The organism is Rhodococcus sp. OS5, assembly GCF_056837585.1.
Genome location: NZ_JBWWRK010000002.1, coordinates 580,573 through 603,693, shown reverse-complemented (window position 1 = coordinate 603,693; position 23,121 = coordinate 580,573). Strand labels below are relative to the sequence as shown.

Annotated in this window: 20 protein-coding genes and 1 pseudogene; 10 read left to right on the top strand and 11 right to left on the bottom strand. The window is 62.5% G+C overall.

The genetic code is table 11. From position 1 onward, the window contains the following. Positions 1 to 56 precede the first annotated feature (56 nt). From ACVZUB_RS32895 to ACVZUB_RS32880, 4 genes are all read left to right on the top strand, one after another. Positions 57 to 902, top strand: a complete 846-nt coding sequence (locus ACVZUB_RS32895; RefSeq protein WP_482628699.1) for a FadR/GntR family transcriptional regulator — start codon at positions 57 to 59, stop codon at positions 900 to 902. Positions 903 to 1,192: 290 nt separating this feature from the next. Next, entirely contained in the window at positions 1,193 to 2,332 is a 1,140-nt protein-coding gene (locus ACVZUB_RS32890) for a sugar ABC transporter substrate-binding protein (RefSeq protein WP_482628698.1), read from the top strand. Between the two features lie 2 nt (positions 2,333 to 2,334). Beyond that, on the top strand, positions 2,335 to 3,843 hold the full coding sequence (locus ACVZUB_RS32885; protein ID WP_482628697.1) for a sugar ABC transporter ATP-binding protein: 1,509 nt from the start codon (positions 2,335 to 2,337) through the stop codon (positions 3,841 to 3,843). Then, positions 3,840 to 4,937, top strand: a complete 1,098-nt coding sequence (locus ACVZUB_RS32880; RefSeq protein ID WP_482628696.1) for an ABC transporter permease — start codon at positions 3,840 to 3,842, stop codon at positions 4,935 to 4,937. Before ACVZUB_RS32885 ends, ACVZUB_RS32880 begins: the two co-directional genes overlap by 4 nt. A gap of 286 nt (positions 4,938 to 5,223) precedes the next feature. Here the strand turns inward: ACVZUB_RS32880 and ACVZUB_RS32875 are convergent, their stop codons facing one another. Genes ACVZUB_RS32875 through ACVZUB_RS32855 form a run of 5 tightly spaced genes read right to left on the bottom strand, consistent with a single transcriptional unit; the run spans position 5,224 to position 10,009 of the window. Then, positions 5,224 to 6,006, bottom strand: a complete 783-nt coding sequence (locus ACVZUB_RS32875; protein WP_482628695.1) for an SDR family NAD(P)-dependent oxidoreductase — start codon at positions 6,004 to 6,006, stop codon at positions 5,224 to 5,226. 23 nt (positions 6,007 to 6,029) lie between these two features. Next, positions 6,030 to 7,265 (bottom strand): acyl-CoA dehydrogenase family protein, encoded by a 1,236-nt coding sequence (locus ACVZUB_RS32870; RefSeq protein ID WP_482628694.1) that lies wholly within the window; start codon positions 7,263 to 7,265, stop codon positions 6,030 to 6,032. Beyond that, a complete protein-coding gene (locus ACVZUB_RS32865; RefSeq protein WP_482628693.1) occupies positions 7,262 to 8,299 on the bottom strand; it encodes an NADP-dependent oxidoreductase in 1,038 nt (345 codons plus the stop codon). The genes ACVZUB_RS32870 and ACVZUB_RS32865 overlap by 4 nt, the downstream gene beginning before the upstream one ends. Continuing rightward, a complete protein-coding gene (locus ACVZUB_RS32860; RefSeq protein WP_482628692.1) occupies positions 8,296 to 9,528 on the bottom strand; it encodes a cytochrome P450 in 1,233 nt (410 codons plus the stop codon). Before ACVZUB_RS32860 ends, ACVZUB_RS32865 begins: the two co-directional genes overlap by 4 nt. Beyond that, positions 9,521 to 10,009, bottom strand: a complete 489-nt coding sequence (locus tag ACVZUB_RS32855; protein ID WP_482628691.1) for a nuclear transport factor 2 family protein — start codon at positions 10,007 to 10,009, stop codon at positions 9,521 to 9,523. The genes ACVZUB_RS32860 and ACVZUB_RS32855 overlap by 8 nt, the downstream gene beginning before the upstream one ends. Positions 10,010 to 10,266: 257 nt before the next feature. Here ACVZUB_RS32855 and ACVZUB_RS32850 point away from each other — a divergent pair, with 257 nt between their 5' ends. After that, on the top strand, positions 10,267 to 11,910 hold the full coding sequence (locus ACVZUB_RS32850; RefSeq protein ID WP_482628690.1) for a diflavin oxidoreductase: 1,644 nt from the start codon (positions 10,267 to 10,269) through the stop codon (positions 11,908 to 11,910). Between the two features lie 68 nt (positions 11,911 to 11,978). Beyond that, positions 11,979 to 12,401, top strand: a complete 423-nt coding sequence (locus tag ACVZUB_RS32845) for a hypothetical protein (protein ID WP_482628689.1) — start codon at positions 11,979 to 11,981, stop codon at positions 12,399 to 12,401. Positions 12,402 to 12,996: 595 nt separating this feature from the next. Here the strand turns inward: ACVZUB_RS32845 and ACVZUB_RS32840 are convergent. From ACVZUB_RS32840 to ACVZUB_RS32830, 3 genes are all read right to left on the bottom strand, one after another. After that, a complete protein-coding gene (locus ACVZUB_RS32840) occupies positions 12,997 to 13,218 on the bottom strand; it encodes a hypothetical protein (RefSeq protein ID WP_482628688.1) in 222 nt (73 codons plus the stop codon). Between the two features lie 56 nt (positions 13,219 to 13,274). Next, positions 13,275 to 13,880 carry a cytochrome P450 gene (locus ACVZUB_RS32835; protein WP_482628687.1) on the bottom strand — a complete coding sequence of 202 codons (606 nt, stop codon included), beginning with the start codon at positions 13,878 to 13,880 and terminating at the stop codon, positions 13,275 to 13,277. A gap of 140 nt (positions 13,881 to 14,020) precedes the next feature. Continuing rightward, positions 14,021 to 15,165, bottom strand: a protein-coding gene (locus ACVZUB_RS32830) for an IS3 family transposase (protein ID WP_482628686.1) whose coding sequence is annotated in 2 segments (ribosomal slippage) — positions 14,021 to 14,886 and positions 14,886 to 15,165 — 1,146 coding nt in all. Because the reading frame shifts where the segments join, the coding sequence is not laid out codon by codon here. A gap of 240 nt (positions 15,166 to 15,405) precedes the next feature. Here ACVZUB_RS32830 and ACVZUB_RS32825 point away from each other — a divergent pair. Continuing rightward, positions 15,406 to 16,584 carry an IS110 family transposase gene (locus ACVZUB_RS32825; RefSeq protein ID WP_482628685.1) on the top strand — a complete coding sequence of 393 codons (1,179 nt, stop codon included), beginning with the start codon at positions 15,406 to 15,408 and terminating at the stop codon, positions 16,582 to 16,584. A gap of 13 nt (positions 16,585 to 16,597) precedes the next feature. Further along, positions 16,598 to 16,796 (top strand): annotated as a pseudogene (locus ACVZUB_RS32820) (integrase core domain-containing protein); the annotation flags it as partial. A 498-nt stretch (positions 16,797 to 17,294) separates the two neighbouring features. Here the strand turns inward: ACVZUB_RS32820 and ACVZUB_RS32815 are convergent. Further along, the gene (locus ACVZUB_RS32815; protein WP_482628684.1) at positions 17,295 to 18,347 is read right to left on the bottom strand and encodes an enoyl-CoA hydratase/isomerase family protein; all 1,053 of its coding nucleotides are present in this window, start codon (positions 18,345 to 18,347) and stop codon (positions 17,295 to 17,297) included. 121 nt (positions 18,348 to 18,468) lie between these two features. Between ACVZUB_RS32815 and ACVZUB_RS32810 the strand changes: the two genes are divergently transcribed. Together ACVZUB_RS32810 and ACVZUB_RS32805 are read left to right on the top strand one after the other, a co-directional pair. Next, a complete protein-coding gene (locus tag ACVZUB_RS32810) occupies positions 18,469 to 19,656 on the top strand; it encodes a CoA transferase (RefSeq protein WP_482628683.1) in 1,188 nt (395 codons plus the stop codon). Then, complete coding sequence (locus ACVZUB_RS32805; protein WP_482628682.1) at positions 19,653 to 21,020, top strand: amidohydrolase family protein; 1,368 nt, start codon at positions 19,653 to 19,655, stop codon at positions 21,018 to 21,020. Before ACVZUB_RS32810 ends, ACVZUB_RS32805 begins: the two co-directional genes overlap by 4 nt. 73 nt (positions 21,021 to 21,093) lie before the next feature. On the opposite strand, the gene ACVZUB_RS32800 is transcribed toward ACVZUB_RS32805, so the two are convergent. Next, positions 21,094 to 22,014 (bottom strand): ParB/RepB/Spo0J family partition protein, encoded by a 921-nt coding sequence (locus tag ACVZUB_RS32800; RefSeq protein ID WP_482628681.1) that lies wholly within the window; start codon positions 22,012 to 22,014, stop codon positions 21,094 to 21,096. Beyond that, positions 22,014 to 22,730, bottom strand: coding sequence for a ParA family protein (locus tag ACVZUB_RS32795; protein WP_482628680.1), 717 nt, complete (start codon positions 22,728 to 22,730; stop codon positions 22,014 to 22,016). Before ACVZUB_RS32795 ends, ACVZUB_RS32800 begins: the two co-directional genes overlap by 1 nt. Positions 22,731 to 23,121: the final 391 nt, after the last annotated feature.

Below are 23,121 nucleotides of genomic sequence, written 5' to 3'. Positions count from 1 at the left end.
TGGGCACGCCCGAGCCCAGAGCTCCGGGACCAACACATCTGGAGCAAGGACTATTCATGAGCGCATGCCGCACCGACGACGACGGCGAGTCGACCGCCGACGCGACGGACGTCGCCACTCACGGGCTCCCGATCGTCTACGCACCCCGTGGCTTCTCCGCAGCCGACACCCAGAACCCACACCAACGCGCCCCGAAGGCCGCCGAGATCACGGCGTCGCGCATCGTCGACGACATAGTCGGGGGCAGCGTGCGCGTCGGCGAGAAGCTCCCGACCGAGCCGGAGATGCTCGAGCGATACGAAGTCAGCCGCGAATCGCTCCGCGAGGCACTCCGCCTCCTCGAGATCCAGGGCGTCGTCGACATCAAGCGTGGGCCCGGCGGCGGCCCGTTCGTCGCGCCCCTCAACTCCGGCTACCTGGCCCGCACCACCTCGTTGTACTTCCACCTGAGCGGCGCCACGTACTCCGAACTGCTCGATACCTGGGCGGCGCTCGAGCCGACGCTCGCCGAGCGCGCCGCGAAGCTCCCCTCGAGCAAGACCAAGCGCGAGATGTTCACGCCATTCCTGCAGTACGACACCGAGTCCCAGGTCGAGATCGCGATGTTCGACGACTTCAACAACTTCCACGCGCTGATCGCAGCACTGTCGGGCAATCGCGTGCTGACCCTGGTTACACAGGCCGTGACCCACATCGTCGCCGAGCAGGTGCTGCAGTCGGTCGACCCCATCGCCGAACGCGAGATGCTCTCGCACTCGCACGCCGACCTGGCCCAGGCCATCCTCGACGGACGCCCGTCCAAAGCCCGCAAGCTCATGACCGAGCACATCCTCGAGGTCACTGCTACCTACCTCGAGCGCGACCCGAACGGCGGCTCGCGCCGCATCGACTGGCGTCTCTGAGGCCCAAGCCTCACGCCCACTGCGAGGTTCGCAGTGGCAGCCCTGCCCGACCACGTGACGGGCGGGGCTGTCGACCGTGGGCCGATTCAGTGAGTTGACTGATCGCAGAGCACGAGTCCACTTAAAATTCATCATCATCTTTCAGAAAATTTCTCATGATGTTCTATTGACAAAGACGCTCCCGTGCACTGAAACTGTTCCTGCACATCCAAACGTGTCCCACATCACATCGACGTCGAGGCCCTGCCTTCGATGTGACGACTGACTGGCACACCCCCGTTGGAGGAACTATGAATTTCAATCGGCACCGCAGGTTCGGCCCACTCATCGCGGGAGCAGTTATCGCCTCGCTCGCCCTGGCTGCTTGCAGCTCGTCGAGCGACGCCGAACGCTCCGGTGGGGGCGAAGTCTCGCAAGAGGTTACGAGCCTTGTCTCGCAATACCAAGACGCACCCACCGCGATCAAGCAGACCAAGCCGCTCAGCGCCCCTCCGGCGAAGAAGTCGGTCGCCTTCATAGTCTGCGCCGACCCGACCTGCACGGTCCTCGGCGACGCCTTCAAGGAGGCCGTCACGAACCTAGGGTGGGGCTACACCGGGATCAACGCCCCCGCAACCGATTTCGGTTCCGCAGTCCAGCAGGCCGTCGACCTCAAGGTCGATTACATAGCCGGCACCGGCAGCGACATCGCGACGTTCCAGAACGCGTTCGACTCCGCCGCCGCCGCCGGGATCCCCTACTTCAGCTGCTACTCGAGCGATATCCCCGCGGGCGAGGCCAACAACCTGTTCGCCAACTGCTACGACCTGTCGGCTGTCGACACCTACTCACGCGTCCTGACCTCCTGGGTCATCGAGGACAGCGGAGCGGACGCCTCCATCGGCGTCGTCAACATCCCGGAGTTCCCGACGCTGTCCAGCGCAGTCTCCGGCGTCGAAGCCACCCTCGACGAATTTTGCGACACGTGCAAAAGCCAGCCCGTCGACATCTCCCTCGACGTCTTCGGCAGCGGCGGATCCACCAACGCGATCATCTCGTTCCTGCAGTCGAACCCGGACGTGAACTACCTCTACCTCGCCTTCGGCAACTTCGAGACCGGCCTCGGCCAGGCCCTGCGCAGCGCCGGCTTGGAGAACGTCAAGGTCGTCGGCGTCCAGCCGCAGCAACCGCAGATCCAGTCGCTCATCAACGGTGAGTCTCATGCCTGGATCGCAACCCCCCAGGAGAACGCGATGTGGACGCTCGCCGATCAGATGGCTCGGGTGTCCAACAACGAGTGGGACAAGGATCAGGAACGCACCGCAGCCATCCCGCCGATCTACATCATCGACACCGTCGAAGAGGCCGAAGCTGTCGCCGACCTCAAGGACGGCTGGCCCGGACCGGACGGCTTCAAAGACCAGTACAAGACGCTCTGGGGTGTCAACTGATCATGAATGCCCTTGACATCCGAGGACTTTCGAAGACGTTCTCTGGTCATGTGGTTCTCCACGGCGTGGACCTCACGGTGAAGGCAGGTGAGGTTCACGCGCTGGTAGGCCAGAACGGATCAGGCAAGTCGACACTCATCAAGATCCTCGCCGGCTACCACTCGCCCGATCGAGGCGCGAGCGCCACGGTCCTGGGCCGTGAGCTCGAACTCGGCTCCGCCGCCGCCGCCGATCGTCTCAACGTGCGCTTCGTCCACCAGGACCTCGGCCTCGTCAACGACCTGAGCATCACCGAGAACATCATGCTCGGACGCGTCTACCCGAAGCAGTTCGGCGTGAAGATCAACTGGGGCAAAGCCCGCGGAATCGCGCGCGATTGCCTGGCCCGTACCGGGCCGATGATCGACGTCAACAGGTCGGTGGGCGAGTTCGGCATTGCCGAACGCACACGGATCGCGATCGCCCGAGCTCTCCCCGACAACGACGATCCCGCTCTCATCGTGCTCGACGAGCCGACGGCAGCCCTGCCGGCACGCGACGTCGAAGCGCTCTTCGACACGATCCGCGGCCTGACCGCTGCCGGCAACTCCGTCATCCTCGTCTCGCATCACCTCGACGAGATCCTCGGTGTCTCGGACTCCATCACGGTGCTCCGCGACGGCGTCAAGGTGGCGTCGGTGGCGACCACCGACGTCAACCACGAAATGCTGACGAACCTGATCATCGGTACCTCGCTGGTCAGAAACGTCGAGCGGCCGCGCACAGCCCACGCCGAAGCCCCCGCGAACGTCCGCATCACCGGTCTGCAAGGCACCGCGCTCCTGGATTTCAGCGCCGAGGTGCGGCCCGGCGAAATCGTCGGTGTCGCCGGACTCACCGGTTCGGGCCGCGAGGAAGTCGCCGCCCTGACGATCGGACGCGAGCACCGCAGCGAGGGCACCGTCACGATCGACGGCATCTCCGTCAGCTCCGGCGACCCGATCGACGCACTCTCGACCGGTATGGCCTGGATCTGCGGTGAGCGGGCGCGGTACGGCGTCTTCAGCACCATGAGCCTGAGCACCAACGTGACGATCAGCGACCTGGGCCGCCACACCGTGTCGGGACGCTTGGACCGCTCGCGGGAACGAGCCGAGGTCGCCCGGTGGATCGACGACCTCGGCATCGTCGCCGCGGGCCCCGACGCCGCCATGACCACCCTGTCCGGAGGCAACCAGCAGAAAGTCCTTGTGGCCCGTGCCCTGCGACTCGAGCCGAAGTTTCTTGTGCTGGACGACCCCACGGCAGGCATCGACGTCGGCGCCCGCGAGCAGGTACACGGCATCATCACCGACTACGCCGACGCATCCATGTCCGTCCTCATCACCTCGACCGACAGTGAGGAACTCGCTCGCCTGTGCGACCGCGTGCTCGTCCTCTCCCGCGGATACGTCGTCGCCGAGTTGCACCGGGGTGTCGACCTGGACGCCCCTTCCATCGACCATGCGCAAGTCGCAGGAGCATCCACATGAACATCGAGACCCCGACCTCCGGTTCGCCCACCCCGACGACTCCCAGTCTCAAATCGGCTTCCGGCAAGACCAGGACCCCACTGAGCGTGACGCTCGGCCGTTACAGCGCCATCATCCTGTGGGCCGGATTCACGATCCTGTTCGGCATCCTGCGCCCCGACACCTTCCTGTCGTCGGTCACGTGGCGGCTGACTTTCAGCGAGGGCGTCGTCACGGCGATCGTCGCCCTGGCCTTCCTGGTGCCTCTGGTGGCCGGGGTCTACGATTTGTCGGTCGGCGCCACGATGGGCACGGCCCTCGTCCTCATGAACTGGTTCGGCATCAACCACCCCGGAATCCCGTTGTGGCAGGTCACATTCGGCGTCCTGATGTTCTGTGCACTGATCGGATTCTGCTCGGCCGTGGTCATCGTGAAATTTCGGGTGCAGTCGCTCATCGCGACGCTGGGTGTCAGCCAGGTTCTTCTGGCTTTCCAGCTCTTCGTGGCCAACAACCGACAGATGACCGGTGCCTTCGGCCGCGCGTGGCTCGACCTCGGTAACGGCCAGATCTTCGGCATTCCGGTCGTCGCCCTCTACCTGCTCGCGCTCGCTGTCATCATGTGGTTCGTCCTCGAGCACACCCCCGTCGGCCGCCGACTGTTCGCCGTCGGCAGCAACCCGGAGGCTGCACGCCTGGCCGGAGTCAACGTCGAGCGCCTGACCTACGGCTCGCTCATGACCTCGGCGGTCATCGGCGGCTTCGCCGGCATCGTATTCTCGATGAAGGTCGGCACCTTCAACTCCAGCGTCGGGCCTGGCCTGCTCTTCCCGGCCCTGGCTGCCGTCTTCTTCGGCGCCTCGCAGTTCGCAGGCCGTCCCAATGTGTGGGGAACGCTGATCGCGTACTTCGCCTTGGCCTTCGGCGTGAAGGGGCTACAGCTCACCTTCGGACCCGGCACCTTCTGGATCCAGCCGCTCTTCCAGGGCGCTGCCCTACTGATCGCGGTGGCGCTGGCAAGCCGCGTGGTCGGGCAGACGAAGAAAAGTCGCAAGCTCCAGCGGGAGGCAACAGCTACAGCTACAGCAGCCGACTCGACCACGACCAAGACCTGACCGCGTCGCCGTGCACGAGTTTCACTCCGCTGCAACACTTTCCCCTGGCGAGACATGAGGGCTCGCCAGGGGAATCAGAATTGCCCTCGCCGAAGCTGATGCTTACGCCCGGAAGCATTCGCCACGCATCGAGGTGCCGGCCACTTCACTGGGCGACGAAAACCGCTGGCACACAATGCAGATCGCTTTTCCACACAAGAGTATGGGCCTGAATCCAGTGCAATACCGGATTCAGGCCCATACTTTTGTGCCTTTACTTGCCAGTCTGTGAGGCGGGGTGCCACCGTCAGTAGGGCGAGGTGCCACCGTCAACGTTGAGCAGCGCACCCGTGATGCCGGCGCCGGCGGGACCGGCGAGTAGCACTGCCATTGCCCCGATCTCCTCAACGGTGTTGAGGCGACCCGTCGCGGCATCCTTGGCGTAGTTGGCGAGATACTCCTCGTAGGTGAGGCCGTTCTCGGCGGCGAACTTGGGCCCGACTTCCTTGGTCCGCTCGGTTTCAATGGCTCCGGGGCAGATCGCGTTGGACGTAATTCCCTTGTGTCCGTACTCGAATGCAACTGCCTTGGTGAAGCCGTTCATCGCGTGCTTGGCCGAGATGTAGTGCGCGACCGCAGCTTTGTTTCCCATCTTTCCCTCGACGGAGGAGATGTTGATGACCCGGCCACCACCGTGTTCGAGCATCACCGCCAGCGCCGCACGCGTCGCCCAGAATGCCGAGTCCACGATAAATGTGAACGCGTTGTCCCACGCCTCGTCCGACAGTTCGTGCACCAGCGCGAAGCCGTCACTGCCACCAGCGTTGTTGACCAGCACGTCGATCCGGCCGAATTGCTCGACCGTCGACGCCACCCAACCGGCTACGTCATCCTTGGCACGCGCATCACCGGCCAGGAACGCCGTTCGATCGGGCAGCCCGATCTCCGCTAACGCTTGCGACCCCTTCTCAGCGGATCGACCCGTCATCACGACCGATGCACCTTCCGCGAGAAAGGCTTCCACGATTCCCCGGCCGATACCGCGTGTACCGGCGGTGACCAGTGCGACCTTGCCGTCTAGAGATCCCATGTCAGTGTCCTTCGTGTTTATAGTCAGCGGGGAATGTCTCGCCACGACGTCATCTTGTCGCCGCGAGGTTCAGCCGGTAGGCCGAGGTACCGCTCCGCGATGAGGTTGCGCTGCACCTCGTCGCTACCACCGGCAATGCGGTAACCCGGTGCACCGAGCACGTGCTCGGTCCAGGCAAAGGATCCAGGCTCGCCGTTGTCGACCACCAGGTCACCCTCGAGCGCCTCACCGACAAATTCAGATATCCGGGTGAGACGACCGGTCCACTGCAGCTTGCGCATCGAACCGCCCACTCCCGTCGTGTCGGGAGTGGCAGCGTCACGGGCAGAAGCGATTTCGGCGAGGCGGTGTGCGATAACGACGTCGGCCAGTTGCTGGCGCAGGACCGGATCCTGCGTGGCGCCCGTGGCTCGGGCCAGCTCGATGACCTGTTCCAGCGAGCCACCGACATCGGTGTTCTCGCCGCTGGAGTTGCGCTCGAAGCCAAGTGTCGTGAGAGCGACCTTCCAGCCCTCGCCGACCTCACCGATCCGGTAAGCGTCCGGGATGCGTACCTCGGTCAGGAACACTTCGTTGAAGCTGGACCCGCCCGACATCTGGCGCAGGGGGCGCACTTCGAGCCCCTCCGCGTCCAACGGCACCATGAATGCTGTGATACCACGATGTTTCGGAACGTCCGGGTCGGTTCGGGCCAGAAGCTCGCCCCACTGGGCGAACTGCGCCCCCGAGGTCCACACCTTCTGGCCGGTGATGACCCAGTCGTCCCCGTCGCGGCGGGCTCGGGTAGCGAGGCTCGCCAGGTCGCTGCCGGCTCCGGGCTCGGAGAACAGCTGGCAAGCCAGTAGGTCGCCTCTGAGCATCGGGGTGATGAGCTCGCGCATCTCCCGCGTGCGGTCGTAGACCCGCAGCGTCGGGGCGATCAGGTGGCGGGTGACCGACACCAACTCATGGGGACGCGGGACGTCGTAGTCGCTCTCGATCCGAGCCAGTGCGGCGTCGTGGGCCGGCGTGAGACCGGCACCCCCGAACGATTCCGGCCAGGCCACTGCACCGAACCCAGCGTCGTGGCGCGTACGCACCCACGCCGTGAGCTCATGAATCAGGGCGAGTTCGTCGTCGTACGTGAGGTCGTGGAAGACTGCCTTGCTGACGCCGACGGCACCTTGGTCGGGGTCGGCTCGCGTGACGCCTTGGCCCGCGTACCAGGACGACGCACGCTCCGCGAAGTCTTGGATCGACTCGACCGTGGTAGTGGTCATCGACTCGACCCTCCCAGGCTCACGAGTGCCTTGCCGATGACGGCACCGCCTTCGAGCAAGGTCAGGAAACCGGAGAAGGCCTCCTCGATCCCGTGACCTACGTAGGTCTCGGGACTCGTGACCTCACCGCGGCGGACCAGATCGGTCATCTCGGCCAGGAACTCGGAGCGGACATTCTCGTGGTCACCCACGATGAAACCCTCCATACGCAGGCGACTCCAGATCATCTGCAGCAGGTTACGTGGGCCCGGGACCGGCCCAGTGGCGTTGTAGACCGCGATCGCCCCGCACAGGGCGATACGCCCGTTGTCGTTCATCTCACGAATTGCCGCCTCGAGATGTTCCGATCCGACGTTGTCGAAGTACACGTCGAGGCCGGGCTCGGCGACCTTCTCGATTGCGTCGCGTAGGAGGTCACGCACTCGGCCGTCGTGGTAGTCGAAGGCCACGTCGAAGCCGAAGTTCTTCACAACCGACGCGACCTTGTCGGGCGAACCACAGCTGCCGATTACCTTGCAGCCCTTCGCTTTGGCGAGTTGTCCAGCGATCGCGCCGACACCGCCGGCGGCCGACGACACGAAGACCGTGTCCCCCGGCTGTACCCGGGCGATGACATTCATGCCGACCCAAGCCGTCATTCCGGTCTGCCCGAGAGCGCCCAGGTGATCCGTAGGCTCGAGTCCGTCGACGTCGACGACCTCGACATGCGACGCGTCGAGCACCACATACTCGCGCCAACCGAACTGGTGGACGACGACCGAGCCGACCGGAACCTCACAGATGTCGGACCACTCGACGACGCCCATGGCGTGACCCTCCATCGCCGCGCCGAGCGCGTAAGGCTCAACGTACGTCCTCCCCTCGGACATCCGACCCCGCATGTAGGGCTCGACGGACATGGCCGTATTCCGAACCAGCACCTGGCCGGCGGAGGCTTCGACCTCGACGGTCACGATCGCGACGTCGTCCGGACTCGGCGCACCGCTCGTGGGGCGCCGGACCAGATGGACCTCGCGACTACGCACGGCTGTCATTCGGTGACGTCCCACTCGAGCCACAAGTCCTCGAGGCCCAGCTGCGGCCCGGTCTCTCGGAGCTGGTCGATGTCAACGGCGCGATAATGCGGAATGCGCTTGTGCCACTCCTCGATTGCGATGTTCAGCTCGCGCCGGGCCAGGTGCGTGCCGAGGCACTTGTGCGGACCGGCGGCAAAAGCCAAGTGACCCGTGGAGTCGGTGCGGTCGAAGTCGACCTTGGCAGGGTTGGCGTACTTGGTCTCGTCGCGCGTGGCCGACGGTACCGTGAGCATGGCCATCTCACCGGCCTTCATCGGGCACCCGTGAAACTCGGTGTCCTGGACGATCTTGCGGCCGTCCATGACGATCGAGTAGACGCGGATCATCTCCTCGACAGCCACCGGGATCAGCTCGGGCTCATCCAGGATGCGCTGGCGGTCGTCGGGAGTTTGCGCCAAGTGCAGCATGATGTAGCCGAGCTGGCTCTTGACCGTGTCGAGGCCCGCCAGGACAAGGACGCCACAGATGTTGTAGAACTCCTCGTCCGTGATCGGCTCGTCGCCGATCTTCGCGTGCGAGAGGTCGGTGAAGAAGTCCTCCTCACGAGGATTGGCCTTGCGGTCGGCCAACAGGTCGACAAAGTAGTTGCGAATGCTGGCCTGAGCATCGGCCATCGCTGTCGCCGCCACGTCGGACGCCGAGCCCAGACCGCCGAACACAGTCTCGACCCACGGCACGAACTGCGCCGAGTCCTCGTGCGGGAGACCGAGGATCTCCAGGAACACCTTGGTGGGATACTCCTTGGCGAACGCTTCGATGAAGTTCACGCGGCCCTGAGCCACCAACGGATCGATGAAGTTGATCGCATGTTGGCGGATCTGGTCCTCACGGTCGCGGATGGCACGCGGCGAGAACGGCGCGTTGAGCACGCGTCGGTAGAGCTTGTGCTTCGGCGGGTTCTCCATCGTCGGGATCCAGTGCCAGTCCGGCTCGGGAACCGTCGGGATGGTGGAATCGCTGCTGAAGACCTCATGGTTATGAAACGCGTCGCGGACGGTCTCGTCGTTGAGCAGCATCCAGAAGCCACCACCGTAGGTATTCCACACGATCGGTGACAATGCACGGAGCCTGTCCATCTCCTCGAAGTACGAGTGGATCGGCAGCGGCTGGTTGAAGTCGAAGTTGACGACCGGGCAGCCACCCTTCTGCTGTCCCTCGAGCACTTCGATCGCCGACGATTCAGGCATTCTGGGCCTCCGAACTGGCCCGGTTGATGAGTGTGCCGAGCTGGATCGGACGATGCTCGACAGTGCCGACCAAGAGATGGAGCTTACGGATGAGCCAGGAGTCCTCGACGAGCTCCAGTTCGGCGTCGTACCGACTGTTCATCATCATCACGGTGTCCGGCGTCTGGGCCGAGACCTGGTGCGAGGTGAGGTAAGCGACGACGGTGGCCCGATCTCCGTCGACGTCGACCTTCATGACAACGAGTCCGTGTTGCTGCCAGACGAGATGGGCCGTGGCTCCGATGACCCACGCCGCGATCTCCGCGCCACCGGCCAGATCCGCGTCCTTGTCGTACACGGCCGTCGCTTCGCGGTGGAAAAGCGCCGCCAGCGCGGCCTCGTCAGCCTCGTCGCAGGCAACGGCGTATCTGCCGAGAACCTGGCCGGCTCGCTGGATCCGGAGCGCCTGGTTTGTTGCCGAGTCAGTTGTCACGTCGCTCATCTCGCTTCACCTTTCATCACACTGGAGACCAAGGGCCGAACACGAAACCGCCGGCGGCGGCCATGAGACGTCGGCCACAAGTAATGTGATCGCAATTACAACTGCGTACGACGAGAAAGTCAATCCTCCGGATGAATTTTCCTCATGAGGTTTATGTGGCTGTCGCTTGACAACGATTCCGGAATTCCTCATGATATTCATACGTGACACCCGTCACAAGTTCGTCGAGTACATGCCTGACCAGGCAAGGAGTGCACATGTCATCCAGCAGCGATCGTCCCTTCATTCACGTGCTGTTCGGCTCACAGACAGGAAATGCCGAGATCATCGCGATGGACGCGTCGGACGCTCTCAGCGCGGCCGGATACGCGACGAAGCTGCTGTCGATGGACGAGTTCGGCGTTGCCGAGCTCGCCGACATGACGCACGTCGTGATCGTCTCGTCGACCTACGACGACGGCAATATGCCCGACAGCGCTCAGGACCTGTGGGACGAGATCGAGAGCGATGCCCCCAACCTCTCGGCCATCCGCTACGCGGTGCTGGCGCTCGGTGACTCCTCGTACGAGTTCTTCTGTGCCGCCGGCCGAATGATCGACGAGAAGTTCGCCGAACTGGGCGCCCAGCGGGTGCTCGACCGTCTCGACTGCGACCTCGACTACGAACGTCCGTCAAAGCAGTGGATCAGCGCGGTCACCTCGTCCTTCGCCGCCGGCGACGGCAGCCCTGTCGTCCCCACAACCGTCGAAGTTTCGCCGCCGGAAGCCCCGGCCGCTCGATGGACACGTCAGGACCCGTTCATCGCCACCATCACCCAGTCGACGAAGCTCTCCGGGTCTGCCTCGCTCAAGTCGGTACATCACGTCGAGGTCGACCTCGCCGACAGCGGGATCGCGTACCTCCCCGGCGACTCCCTCGGACTGGTCCCCGTGAACCCCGCCGACCTCGTGGACGGGCTGATCGCCGCCCTCGGCGTGAGCGCCGACGACAACTCACCCCGGCAGGGCGCGACCTGGGGCGAGATGCTCTCCCACCGCCTCGAACTTCGCCTCCCGTCCCGTGATCTCGTGGAGTGGGTTGCGGAGCAGTCCGGCGACGAGGAGCTGCAACACCTGCTCGGTACCCGTGACCGCGAGGCAATAGACGCGTGGCTCTGGGGCCGCGACGCGCTCGACCTCGTGGAGATGGTGCCCCTCGATCGCCGCGACGCCACCCGCATCGCCGACCTCCTCGGATCGCTCCAACACCGGTCGTACTCGATCAGCTCCAGCCCGACCGACTCCCCGAAGAAGACCGACCTCCTCGTCTCCTGCGTGAGCTACCACCGCGCCGGCCGCGACCGCGTCGGCGCCGGCTCCGGCACCATGACGGCCATCGAGTCAGGTGGCCTCCCCGCCGACTCCCAGGTCGCCGTGTTTCTCGCTCCCAACCCCAGTTTCCGCCTCCCGGCCGACGATGCACCCGTCATCATGGTCGGTCCCGGCGTCGGCGTCGCCCCGTTCCGGTCCTTCCTGATCGAACGTCGCTCCTGCGGCGCAATCGGCAAGAACTGGCTTTTCTTCGGCGATCAACATGAGAGTTGCGACTTCCACTACCGAGAAGAGGTCACGACATGGCAGCATGACGGACTGCTCACCGAGTTGAGCACCGCGTTCTCCCGCGACCAGGAGCACAAGGTCTACGTGCAGGACAAGCTGCGCGAGCGGGGCGCCGAGGTGTTCGCCTGGCTGCAGGACGGCGCGCACTTCTACATCTGTGGTGACGGCGTCACCATGTCCCACTCAGTGGAGGCCGCCCTCGTGGAGGTCATCGCAAAGCACGGAAAAATGCCCGAGGACGCGGCGTGGGACTACATTGCCAACCTCAAGCGACAGCGTCGCTACAGCCAGGACGTCTACTGAAAATCCGACAACCTCTGACTCAGGTACTTCACGACCGCGGTGGCGGGACTGCTCCTTCTGGTGACCGGGTGCATCTGGGCAATTTCCACGATCGTCGTCCTACGACGGACACACCGACCGACGGCGACGACGACGAGTGGGCCAATGCTCTCGGCGTGGGTGTGCTCGGGGGCCAAAGTTGCACGCAGAAACCGTGCTGCCTGCTCTCGACGAAGGACGCGGCAGCCTGCTGTTCACCGGCGGTGGGCTTGGCGCTGGCACCCTCACCCGAATACGCATCCCTCTCCGTCGCGAAGGCCGCGCTGCGTGCCTACGCCACAGCACTGCACAGCCAGCAGGAGGGCACCAACGTGCACGTGACCAGTGTCACCATCGCCAGCAACATTGGTGGCGGCGAAGACCGCTTCACCCCCGAAGTTCTCGCCGCCCTGTATCTCGGACTGCACCAGCAGCCCACCGCCGAATGGGCTGACGAACTCCTCGTCGACTAACTAACTGAGAACGGAGAAGTGCCTCGCTGATCCTGACTGCCCGTTACCGTTTAGGTGGTCCTGAACGACGGGGGCCACGGTCGCCATGTTCGGTATGATTTCGTGCCCCCGTCTCTCTGCTCAAACCCGTGATGCGACATGCTGATCTGCTGGAATGTCCTCGTGTGATCAGTCCTTCGACGATCGCGATCTTCCTTTTGGGGGCACCACCGACTGGTCGTCGAACAAGGCGCACGCATCGCGGGTCAATGCGAGTTCGGCTTCGAGTGCAGCGATGCGGGCGCGGGCCGATGCGAGCTCGTCGGACTCGATACTCGATACTCCGTCCCGCACCCCGCATCGATCAGGGCTTGGTCTTTCCACCGGAACAACGTCGCCGGCCATATGCCGGATTCCGTAGCGATATCGGCGACTGTGTCACCGCTTCGCAGACGGTGCGAGAACTGTCGCCGGACTGAGTTTGGATACGACTTGGGCAGCTGTGACCTCCTATGGATCACTCTGTCCCATCTCTCATATAGATGGTTCACTTTGACCGGCACGGATCAAAGAGTCCAACTTCCGGGGTCAATGCCCGTGGTCTCGACTCAAGCTGTCATAAACAGATGGGTAGTGCGACCATGGCGGCGACCAGCGGCAATCGACGAAGACTCCGGAGTATGCCGCCGATGTCAAAGACGGCGATGAAGATATAGCTGCCGAAGTGTCCGGCGACGATCAGTGCAAGGCCGATCAGCTCGACGATCATCACCCGCGAGCGAAGCGCTGCGAGCAGGGCACTGAGGCCGCCAACGGCGGCAGCCGGAACTGACGGCATCACGATGATGAAAAAGACGAGGGCGGCCGCGGTCGCGTTGCGTAGATCAGAGTGATCTATCGCGACTTGGTCACCCTGATTGGGAGACTTTCAAGGCCGCGGATGACGTTGTTGAGATGTCTGCGAGGAACACCGGCAAGCTCGATCTGCTCGACCCTACTCAACAGAGCCGAATAGATCGCGTGAGCTTCGATTCTTGCTAGACCCTGACCAGCGCAACTGTGAACGCCGTAACCAAATCCGACGTGGTCTTTTGGGGATCGTCGAACGTCGAACCGGTCTGCATCCGACCATTTACGGGGATCGCGGTTTGCGGATCCGAAAAGTAGCGCAACTCGTGCCCCCTGAGGAATCACGCTACCGCCGAGGTCAACAGGCGCGGTCGTGCGGCGGAAGAACAGTTGCACCGGGGATTCGAACCGAACCACCTCTTCGACTGCTGAACGGATCAGTGTTCTGTCAGCACGGAGCGTGGACCACTCGCTGGGATGTTCGGCGAGCAACCACGCCGCGCTGCCGATCGCATTGATGGTTGTGTCCATGCTCGCAACCAGGTACGCGCGCAAAAGTCTGCCCACTTGGTCTTTGGCGATCACCCCTCTATCGGCCGCCGCGTAGATTGCCTCGCCCCAACCGCCGGGTGTAAGACTGTCCCTGCTCATTGCAGAAATGAGTTTGTCGATTGCGGCGTCCACCACTGGCAGCGAGGCGTTCGTACGTTCATTGTAAGGACCGAACGTGTTGAAGAATGCATCGGCGAAGGGACTGCCCCCACTTCGGTTGACTTGTGGGGTTGATAGTTTCAGGCCGCGGATATGGCCTGGTTGATTGTCTCAAACTCGATCGGCGTGAGCTTTCCTAGGCGCCGTTGCCGGCGCTTGCGATGGTAAGTCCTCTCGATCCACGTCACGATCGCAATCCGCAACTGTTCCTGTGTCGACCAGCGTTGCCGGTCGAGGACGTTCTTTTGCAGCAGTGAGAAGAAAGATTCCATGGCAGCATTGTCACCGCATGCTCCGACCCTGCCCATGGAACCTTGTAAACCGTTGTTGGACAATGTTTGTACGAATTTTCTTGATCGAAATTGACTGCCCCTGTCGCTATGTACGATGGTTCCGGTCGGATTCCGGAGAGCGACGGCATTGGTCAGTGCGCGGACGGCCAGCGACGCTTTCATCCGCGGATCGATCGAGTAGCCGACGATCTTGTTCGAATGCACGTCTTTGATCGCGCACAGGTACAACTTGCCGGTGTCGGTCTGGTGTTCTGTGATGTCGGTGAGCCACAACTGGTTCGGCTTCTCTGCGGTGAACCTGCGTGCCACGAGATCGTCGTGAACCGGTGGGCCCGACTTCCTGTTCAGTCCTTTCTTCTTCGCGAACACCGACCAGATATGTTCCTGCGAGCACAACCGGGCGACGCGGTTCTCGCCGGAGATGATGCCTCGCCCAGGTAATTCGTCGGCGATGAATCGGTATCCGAAAGCCGGGTCGTCGGCGTGAATGTCGTAAGCGGCGTTGATCAGATGCGCGTTGTCCCAATCCCTTTGTGTCACAGGGTTAGCACGCCATTTGTAGAACGCTTGAGTGGAGAAACCGAGCACCCGGCAGGTCACCGTGACGGGAATTCCGTCGCCAGCGAGGTCGCGGACCAGCGGGAATATCATTTTGGGTTGACGTCCCGAGACAGGTAGGCGACAGCTCGTCGCATCACTTCCGCTTCCTGCTCGAGCAAACGAATTCGTTTCTTCGCTTCGCGGAGTTCGGCGGATTCGTCCTTGGTCATTCCTGGCCGGTTGCCGTCTTCGATGTCAGCTTTCTTGAGCCAGTTGTGCAGGGTCGGCTCGGAGATCCCGAAGTCTTTCGCGATCTGGGTCAGCGGGGCTTCACGTTTGCGGGCAACCGCGACCACGTCGCGGCGGAACTCCTCGGGGAACGGCTTCGGCATAGCAGCATCCTTTCACCGTGAAGACTCATCCCCACAGGTCAGATGTCAACCAAACCGGGTGCAGTCCCGAACGACAAAACTTCACTTCGGACGGAGGCTGATAGCCCTATCAGGTCGGCGACCACTCCGAGTGGAAATACTCGCGCAAGATCGGTGACTGCGTCGAAGGTACCGCGATCCACTAGAGAATCGACGAGTTCAGCAGCTCGCACCTTTCATCTGACAGCTTGGCTAACGCACGTGGTGCCAAGCTCTCAGCCAAGACAGCACGCAACACACAAGCACACGCACTATGCCGCTGCGATCGATGACCGCGGCCGTCTGCTTGGGCACCAACAGTTTCCGGCCACCTCCGCCGGATATGAAGCACTGAGGTCGTGGATACGCGGCCACGGCAACGTCCTGTCAATTGGTGTAGAGGGCACGGGGTCATACGGCGCCACGCTGGCCCGTGAACTGACCCACCGCGGCGAGATTGTGGTCGAGGTGAACCGTCCCAGCCGGACTGCCCGTCGGATGGATGGAAAGTCCGATCGCCTTGACGCTGAGCACATCGCACGGGCAGTCCTCGCGGAGACATCCACAGCCGTCCCGAAAAGCAAGTCAGGCACGGTCGAAGTCATCCGAATCCTGCGCGTGACCCGATCCAGCGCGGTCAAAGCACGAACGCAAGCATTCAATGCCTTGTTCGGGATCATGATCAGTGCTCCGTCCCAGCTGCGGGACGAACTGGTTGACCTGACCAAGCGCACCCTCGTGAACACATGCTTGCGGCTCAGTCCCGCCACGGAAGATCTCCTGTCGTTGGCGTCTACACCCGAGCGAATGCACCTTACCGGCACGATGCTCTCGCTGCGCGACCTCGCTCGGCGCTGGAAAGCGCTGGACGACGAAATCAAAAAGCTCAGCGCACATATCGAATCGCTGGTCGCCAGCACCGCCCCCGGCCTCCTCAAGCTCCACGGCGTCAGCACCGAAGTTGCCGCACAATTCCTTGTCACCGCGGGTGGCATGCGGTCGATGCGGGATCAGCAACCTGGCCGAGGTCAGGTCAGGGGTGCGGGGGCCTGGGGCACGGGCCGGGTCGATGTCGTCGAGGGCGCTGCACGTCTCCGCCTGTTCGCACGACTGGCCGGAATCCGCAACGAGGCTGCATTCGCCAAGCTATGCGGAGTCGCACCGCAACCGGCGAGCAGCGGACGAACCACCGGGCGACACCGACTCTCCCGGAACGGTGACCGTGCCGCGAACAGTGCGCTTTACATCATCACTATTGTCCGAATGCGTCGTCACGAACCCACACACGCTTACGTCGAACGACGCACCGCCGAAGGACTCAGCAAACGCGAAATCATCCGCTGCCTAAAGCGTTACATCGCCCGAGAGATCTACGCACACCTACCCCAGACGGCAACTTGACAAATATAGGAGCATCGAGCGCTCGCATCGCATCGATTCCGACGAGTTCTACCGACTGCTCGAAGGTGAAGTTCATCGACGATGCGAAACTCTTCGCCGAACGTCTCCAACAATGGGAAGACCACTACAACTACGATCGACCACACGGCGCTCTCTCGGGCCAAACGCCCTACGAACGCCTCAAGCAAAAAGCACGAGACCCGCTGTCATAAGCCTCTTTCAGTTGCACAACTAACGCGCAGATCGTGATCAGCGTCGAGGCATCGACGATCATCGATCACGCAAAACACTCGACCGGCTGTCCGCGCACCTTCCGCAGATACCCCCCCAGCAGAGATCATCGAGTCGGCGGTTGGATCGAGCCTGCCCGACTGCGGACGTAGAGAAAGGTCCCATATCGCGATTGCAAGTCCGGGCGAGCTCGTGCGCGATGCCCCCAGACGGACGATCAACGGATGGATTCACGACATGAGTCCCTCGGCAAAAACCATCTAGCGGCGCGTTCGTTTCGAGCGCAGCAACATGATCCGCAATGCTGCGTGCACTCCGCGCCGCGGTGAGTCCGACCCGAAAGATCTTGCGGGTGTATCTTATAGGCGCGCATTTCGCGAAAAAATCACGATTGTTTACTGCGGAACCCTTGTTTCCGCGTTCAAACTCAACAGACGAGCTACGTAACACCCGTCCGCGAGAGGATCCCGATGAACAGGTCAGGCCCCATAGACTGAATCGACAAGGCCCCAGTCGAGCGCACGCTCCGCATTGATTGCAGCACCGGACAGGAACAGGTGGTACGAGCGCCAACGCCCGATTCGGCGTGGGATAGACACAGTGCCACCCGCTCCGGGAATCAAGCCCATCGAAATCTCGGGGAGGCGGAAAGCCGTTCCCGGATGCGCACGCACGTGGGCAGCAAAGGCCGGAACCTCGATTCCCGCGCCCACACAACTTCCGTGAACCTGTACCTCGATTCGATCGGACAGGCGCGCCATCAGCCGCGCGGCCCCTGATCGAGTTCGAATCAGATGCGCGATAGCCAAATCCGGAGTGGTCCCGAACTCATCGAGATCACCGCCCGCGGAAAACGAAGGACCCGCGCCATCGAGCAGAATCTTCTCGATGCCGGGATCCGCCGCAGCGATCTGTAGTGCGGCCACCAGACCATCGCGGACCTGCGCGCCGTAGGCATTCCGACGTTCCGGGCGGTTGAGGGTGATGTGTAACAACGTATCTCGCCGGTCGACCAGGACCGGTTCCTGTGGCGACGGGGGTGGCAGCGGCCGCGCTCCTCGTCCCGTAAGCCACCGCCGAAAGTCCGGAGCGCCCAGCAGTGTCGAGTAAGCTAGAGATTCTACGTCGAGAGCGGCTGGGATGGACAGGTTCTCACCCAACCTCAACACCTGCGACGCGACAAGCGACGCGTACGGATTCTCGTAAAACCGGTCAAAGACATTCGCCAGTTCAGCGTCGGGATCCTCGACGCACACGAACTCTTGGATGTTCTCGGGCAATGCCGTCGACACCGTCGAGTCGAGGATCCGCGCCAAGTTTCTTGTTGCGGTGTCCGGTGTGCTGCCGGTGTATCGACCGAGAACGACCCGGTCGGATTCGAGGACTTTCGCCGATACCGCACGGGCTTCGTCATCTGAGAATTTTTCGTCCAGGTCGACCAGGACCACTGGAACATCCAGCGCGCCACCGCCTGCAAGAAGTGGCAGATCGATCCTGCCGTCGAGAATGTCTTGCGGCGACAGTGCCTGCATCCGGTTGACCATCTTCACCCTTCACGAGCGCGGAATCAACGCTCGGATTCCGGCACCCGATGGCAGCCTTGCACGCGGGATACCTTTTCCGGTAATACTTTTCGGAGTGTAACATTGAAGAATGTTTTCCTGGCCCGATGACACTGACGAGGACCGCCGCATCCTCGACTGGCTCGGCAGCGGGATAGTGCCACTTACCGGCTCCCCAAACGAATCTCCCAGAATTCCCCCAGGAAACGCTGCCACCCTGGCGCGGCATCTCGGCGACTTCATCAACGGCCGCCAAGACGGAGCCCGCTTCCTTTCCGAACGCGCGGCATTCACCGGGTTCATCCGAAATGGATCCGTCTCACTCGGAGGCAGCTGTCGCATCCTACCGACACGGGATGGCTGGGCCGCTGTGTCCTGTGCGCGACCCGACGACCCGATTCTGCTCGGTGCACTGATCTCCGCGGAAATCGACGCGGATCCCTGGCCCCAGGTAAGTGCCTGGTTAGCCGCACATCCCGGTTCCGAGCTGGCCGAGCGGGCAGCCCTCCTCGGGTTGGCGGCCGCCCCGGTCGCACAGTCGAATGAGTCGGTTCCCATGCCTGCCAACCGGCGATCGGTCAAGGATCTACTTGTTGTCGACTTCAGCGCGCTATGGGCAGGTCCGTTGTGCTCACACCTGCTCGGAGCCGCGGGCGCGCGAGTCGTAAAGGTAGAGACCCCCACGAGGCCGGACGGAGCACGCCGCGGCAACAGTGAGTTCTACGCACTACTACATGCCGGGCACCAATCCGTCGTCCTTGACCCGAGTACCGTGCCCGGCAGATCGGCACTTGCACAGCTCGTGGCGCGCGCAGACATCGTGATCGAAGCGTCGAGGCCACGCGCACTCGCGGGTTTCGGGCTCGATGCGGAAGCCGCGGCCGCATCCGGTACCACGTGGATTTCCATCACGGCCGCCGGACGGAGGTCCACTCGAACAGGGTTCGGTGACGACATCGCAGCATCGAGCGGCCTGGTCGCACACGACGAACTCGGTGCCCCAGTGTTCGTCGGCGATGCGATAGCCGATCCCCTGACCGGACTCATGGCGTCGGCCCTGGCTATGTCCGAACCGCCCACCGGCGCAGGATATCTCTGGGACCTGTCGATGGCCGATCTCGTCGCGTCGACGCTTACAGACGGAACCGATATCCCGTTGCCCCAGTCATGTGAGTCATCTGTAGTTGTTCCGGAAAAACGTCGGCATGCCGGGACGGCACCCACCTCGGGCTCTGACACACACGCTGTACTCCGCAGCCTTGGAATCGTGGCCCCGTGAATCACCTGCTGATCACCGATTGCTCTGTCGGTAAACGACAAGGCCTTGACATTCGCATCTCGGACGGTGTGATCACCGAAGTCGGCCGCGGACTGATTCGCTGGGGCGAAGACGTCCTCGACGCCGATGGAAATCAGGTCATTTCCGGTTTGTGCGATCACCATATCCACCTGCACGCCTTGGCTGCCAGGCGCAGTTCTGTGGAGTGCGGTCCGCCCAACGTGCACACGGTCGGCGAACTGGCTGCTGCCCTGCAGCATTCACCAGGTTCGGACGGCTGGGTGCGAGGTGTCGGATACTTCGAGTCGGTGGCGGGCGAGATCGATCGTAACTCGCTCGATCAACTGCACGCATCGCGACCTGTTCGCATTCAACATCGCAGTGGCGCCATGTGGATACTCAATACTGCCGGCGTCGTTGCGGCCGGACTGGAACCGGCTACCCACGCCGGTATCGAACGTGATGCGGCAGGCAAACCCACCGGTCGAGTGTGGCGCGCTGATTCCTGGCTCCGAGAACAGATTCCGGGCAATGCCCCACCGTCGTTGCGTGATGTCGGTACCGAACTATCGCGGCTCGGCATCACTGCAGTAACCGACGCGACGCCCGACATCACCCCGGAAAGCATCGAATCCATCTGTACGGCAATGTCTTCAGGAGCTTTGCCACAACGCGTCCATCTCCTTGGTGCGCCATTAGGAGCCCCGGTGCCGTCGACGGAAGCAACTATCGGTCCCTACAAGATCGTGCTTGCCGATTCCGGACTTCCCGATCTCGAACAGCTCGCGACTGTTATCGAGTCCGCACACTCGATTGGACGAGCGATTGCGGCACACAGTGTCAGTCGCGAAGCGTTGCTGATTCTACTGTCGGTACTCGGCGAAATCGGCACTATCCCTGGTGATCGAATCGAACACGGCGCATTGATACCGCTCGAATCCATCTCCGATATCAATCGCCTCGGTTTGGCTGTCGTAACGCAGCCCGGATTTATTGTGGATCGCGGCGACGATTACCTCGAACATGTTTCTGCGATCGACCACCGGGATCTGTACCGGTGCCGATCATTATTAGAAGCGTCTGTGCCGGTGGCCTTTTCCAGTGACTCACCATACGGCCCACTCGACCCATGGGAAGTTATCGCAGCTGCGCAAACGCGTGTTACGCCCGCTGGCACCGTTCTGGGAGACGCGGAGACAACCGACTACAACACCGCACTGGACGCCTATCTCGGCAGCCCCGAGGATCCCGGCGGCCCGCCGCGCCGAGTAGAAGTCGGCGCAGCGGGCGACCTGGTTCTGGTCTCCCCCACGCAGCCACCGTCAGTACTCGCAACTGTCATCGCCGGTCGCCGAGTCCATTGACTGCGGACCTGCTCTTGGCATACTCGATGAGAATGCCTGATCGTAGGTCGCGTCCTACCGAGATCGGCAGACGCTATTGCTCAAGTGCGTCACGCAGGAAGCGCCGCTCCTCGGGTGAGTAGATCTGACGCAGTGCGCTCGCCAGAACTTCCGGATTCACGCCGCCCTTTCGGAGTGAACGCAATGAACGAACAGCCTTGACTGTGACAGCTGTGTTGTCGTCTGTCGGTTTTGGGACAGGATCCGATTTTTCGGGTTTCTCGTCGACAGACTGCTTTTCGGCCCGTTCTTGGGCGGCCCGCCACGCCTTGACCTGAGCTTCGAACGGAACCTGAGCGAGAGAACGCGCCAGCCGGATTGCGAGTTCTCCCCCGCGGAGCTTCTCCTGAAGTTCGGGGGTGAGCTTGAGCAAGGCGCGCCGTTGAGATACCCAGCCCTTGGAGCGGCCGAGTCGTTCGGCTGCAGCATCGGCGCTTCCGCACTCGGCGACGAGCGCCTGGACGGCTTCCGCTTCTTCAAGGACGTCGAAGTCGCGGCGACCGATGTTCTCGATGATCGCTGCTTCGAGAATGGATTCCGAGCTTGTTGCGATGCTGTCGCGGACGACGACATCCATGCCTTTGCGGCCGAACTCTTTCGATGCTGCAAGCCGCCGGTTTCCGTTGACGATGATGTAACGGGCTGTGCCGATGAGCTTTTCGTCGGCGGGAAAGATCTTCAGCCACGTTGTCTTGGTGACGGCGACGCCAGGTTGGAGTTGGCGTTCGACGATGGTCAATAGATCGGATAAGTCTCCGATCCGACGGCGCGGGTTGCGCGGGTTTCCGATCAACTCGTCTAATGGGACATCGGGGATGAGTTGGCCGTCGATGTATCCGTCACCGTTGGCGCGACTATTCGCGGAGGGAGGTGCCGGCGTGCTGTCGACGGACGAATTGTCGCCGACGGAACCGGCGAGTGATGCGAGGTCGATTCGGCCGCCCCTGCGTGCCATTAGTGGGCACCGGCTTCCAGTTCGAGGCTCAGCTTGTAGAAGTCTTCGCGGGCCTGAAGGGAAACGCGATTGGCATCGTATTCGGTCACTACGCGGCCGTCGGCGGCTGCGCGGGTATGGACTTTGTAGTGGCGCACTACGGTTCGTGCGAGTGGCCAGCCGTGGGCGTCGACGAAAGCGCGAGTTTGCTCGAGGTCGACCTTGCCGTCGCGCGGGTCCCAGTTGTTGATGACGACTACGAACTTCTTACCGAGAGGCTCGATGACCTTCTTGATCGTGCGGGCCGTGGGATCGAAGCAGAGCGGCTCAGGTTCGATCGGAACGATGACCAGATCAGCGATTGAGAGGACTGCGCGCAAAGCGTCACCAGAAGCGCCATTTCCAAGAGAGTCGGTACCGTCGCTGTTGCCGGAGAAGTCGATCCAGCCGGGTGTGTCGACGTATACGTGGCTGATCCCGGGGAGTTTGTGGAGTTGACTTAGGATCTTGGGATTGTCGTGTGCCTGAGCGATTTTGAAGGGAAGTTCGTTGCCGGAACCTTCGACGCGGTCGGCCCACCATACTGCGGAACCCTGAGGATCGACGGAGATCGCTGCGACGGGCGATTCAATGTCTGCGTCACCGGTGAGCGCATGAGCTTTCACTGCCGCGAGATTCATTGTCAGGGTGGACTTTCCCACCCCGCCTTTCTGGTTCAAAACTACGTGCACTGCCATATACAACCTCCGTATACTTCGCCCCCTCAGCGGGGGCTACTTCGGACTTATGCCGCCGCAACCGTTTCGAAGCGGCGAGCGTGTGTCTATTTCACTGTACGGTGTCCTGGCGGGAATCCAGCAACCGACACGTATGGATGAGACTAGCCCCATAAGTTCCCATGACGCAACAGATGTCGCATCAGTCCTGAAACGAGATCCGCCGCCTGGCAATTCAAAAGCTCGCCACCAGAATTGCTCGTACTAACCCTCTAAAGCGTCTCCGCTACAAGGGAACTCGCCGAGAAACGCGTTCAGGACAATGTTCGACTCTGTTCAACGACCACTCCGAGGCGCGCGCCCACGTAGAGATGCGGGAGCGACATGATGAAGCCTGCACTTGCGCAGCCAT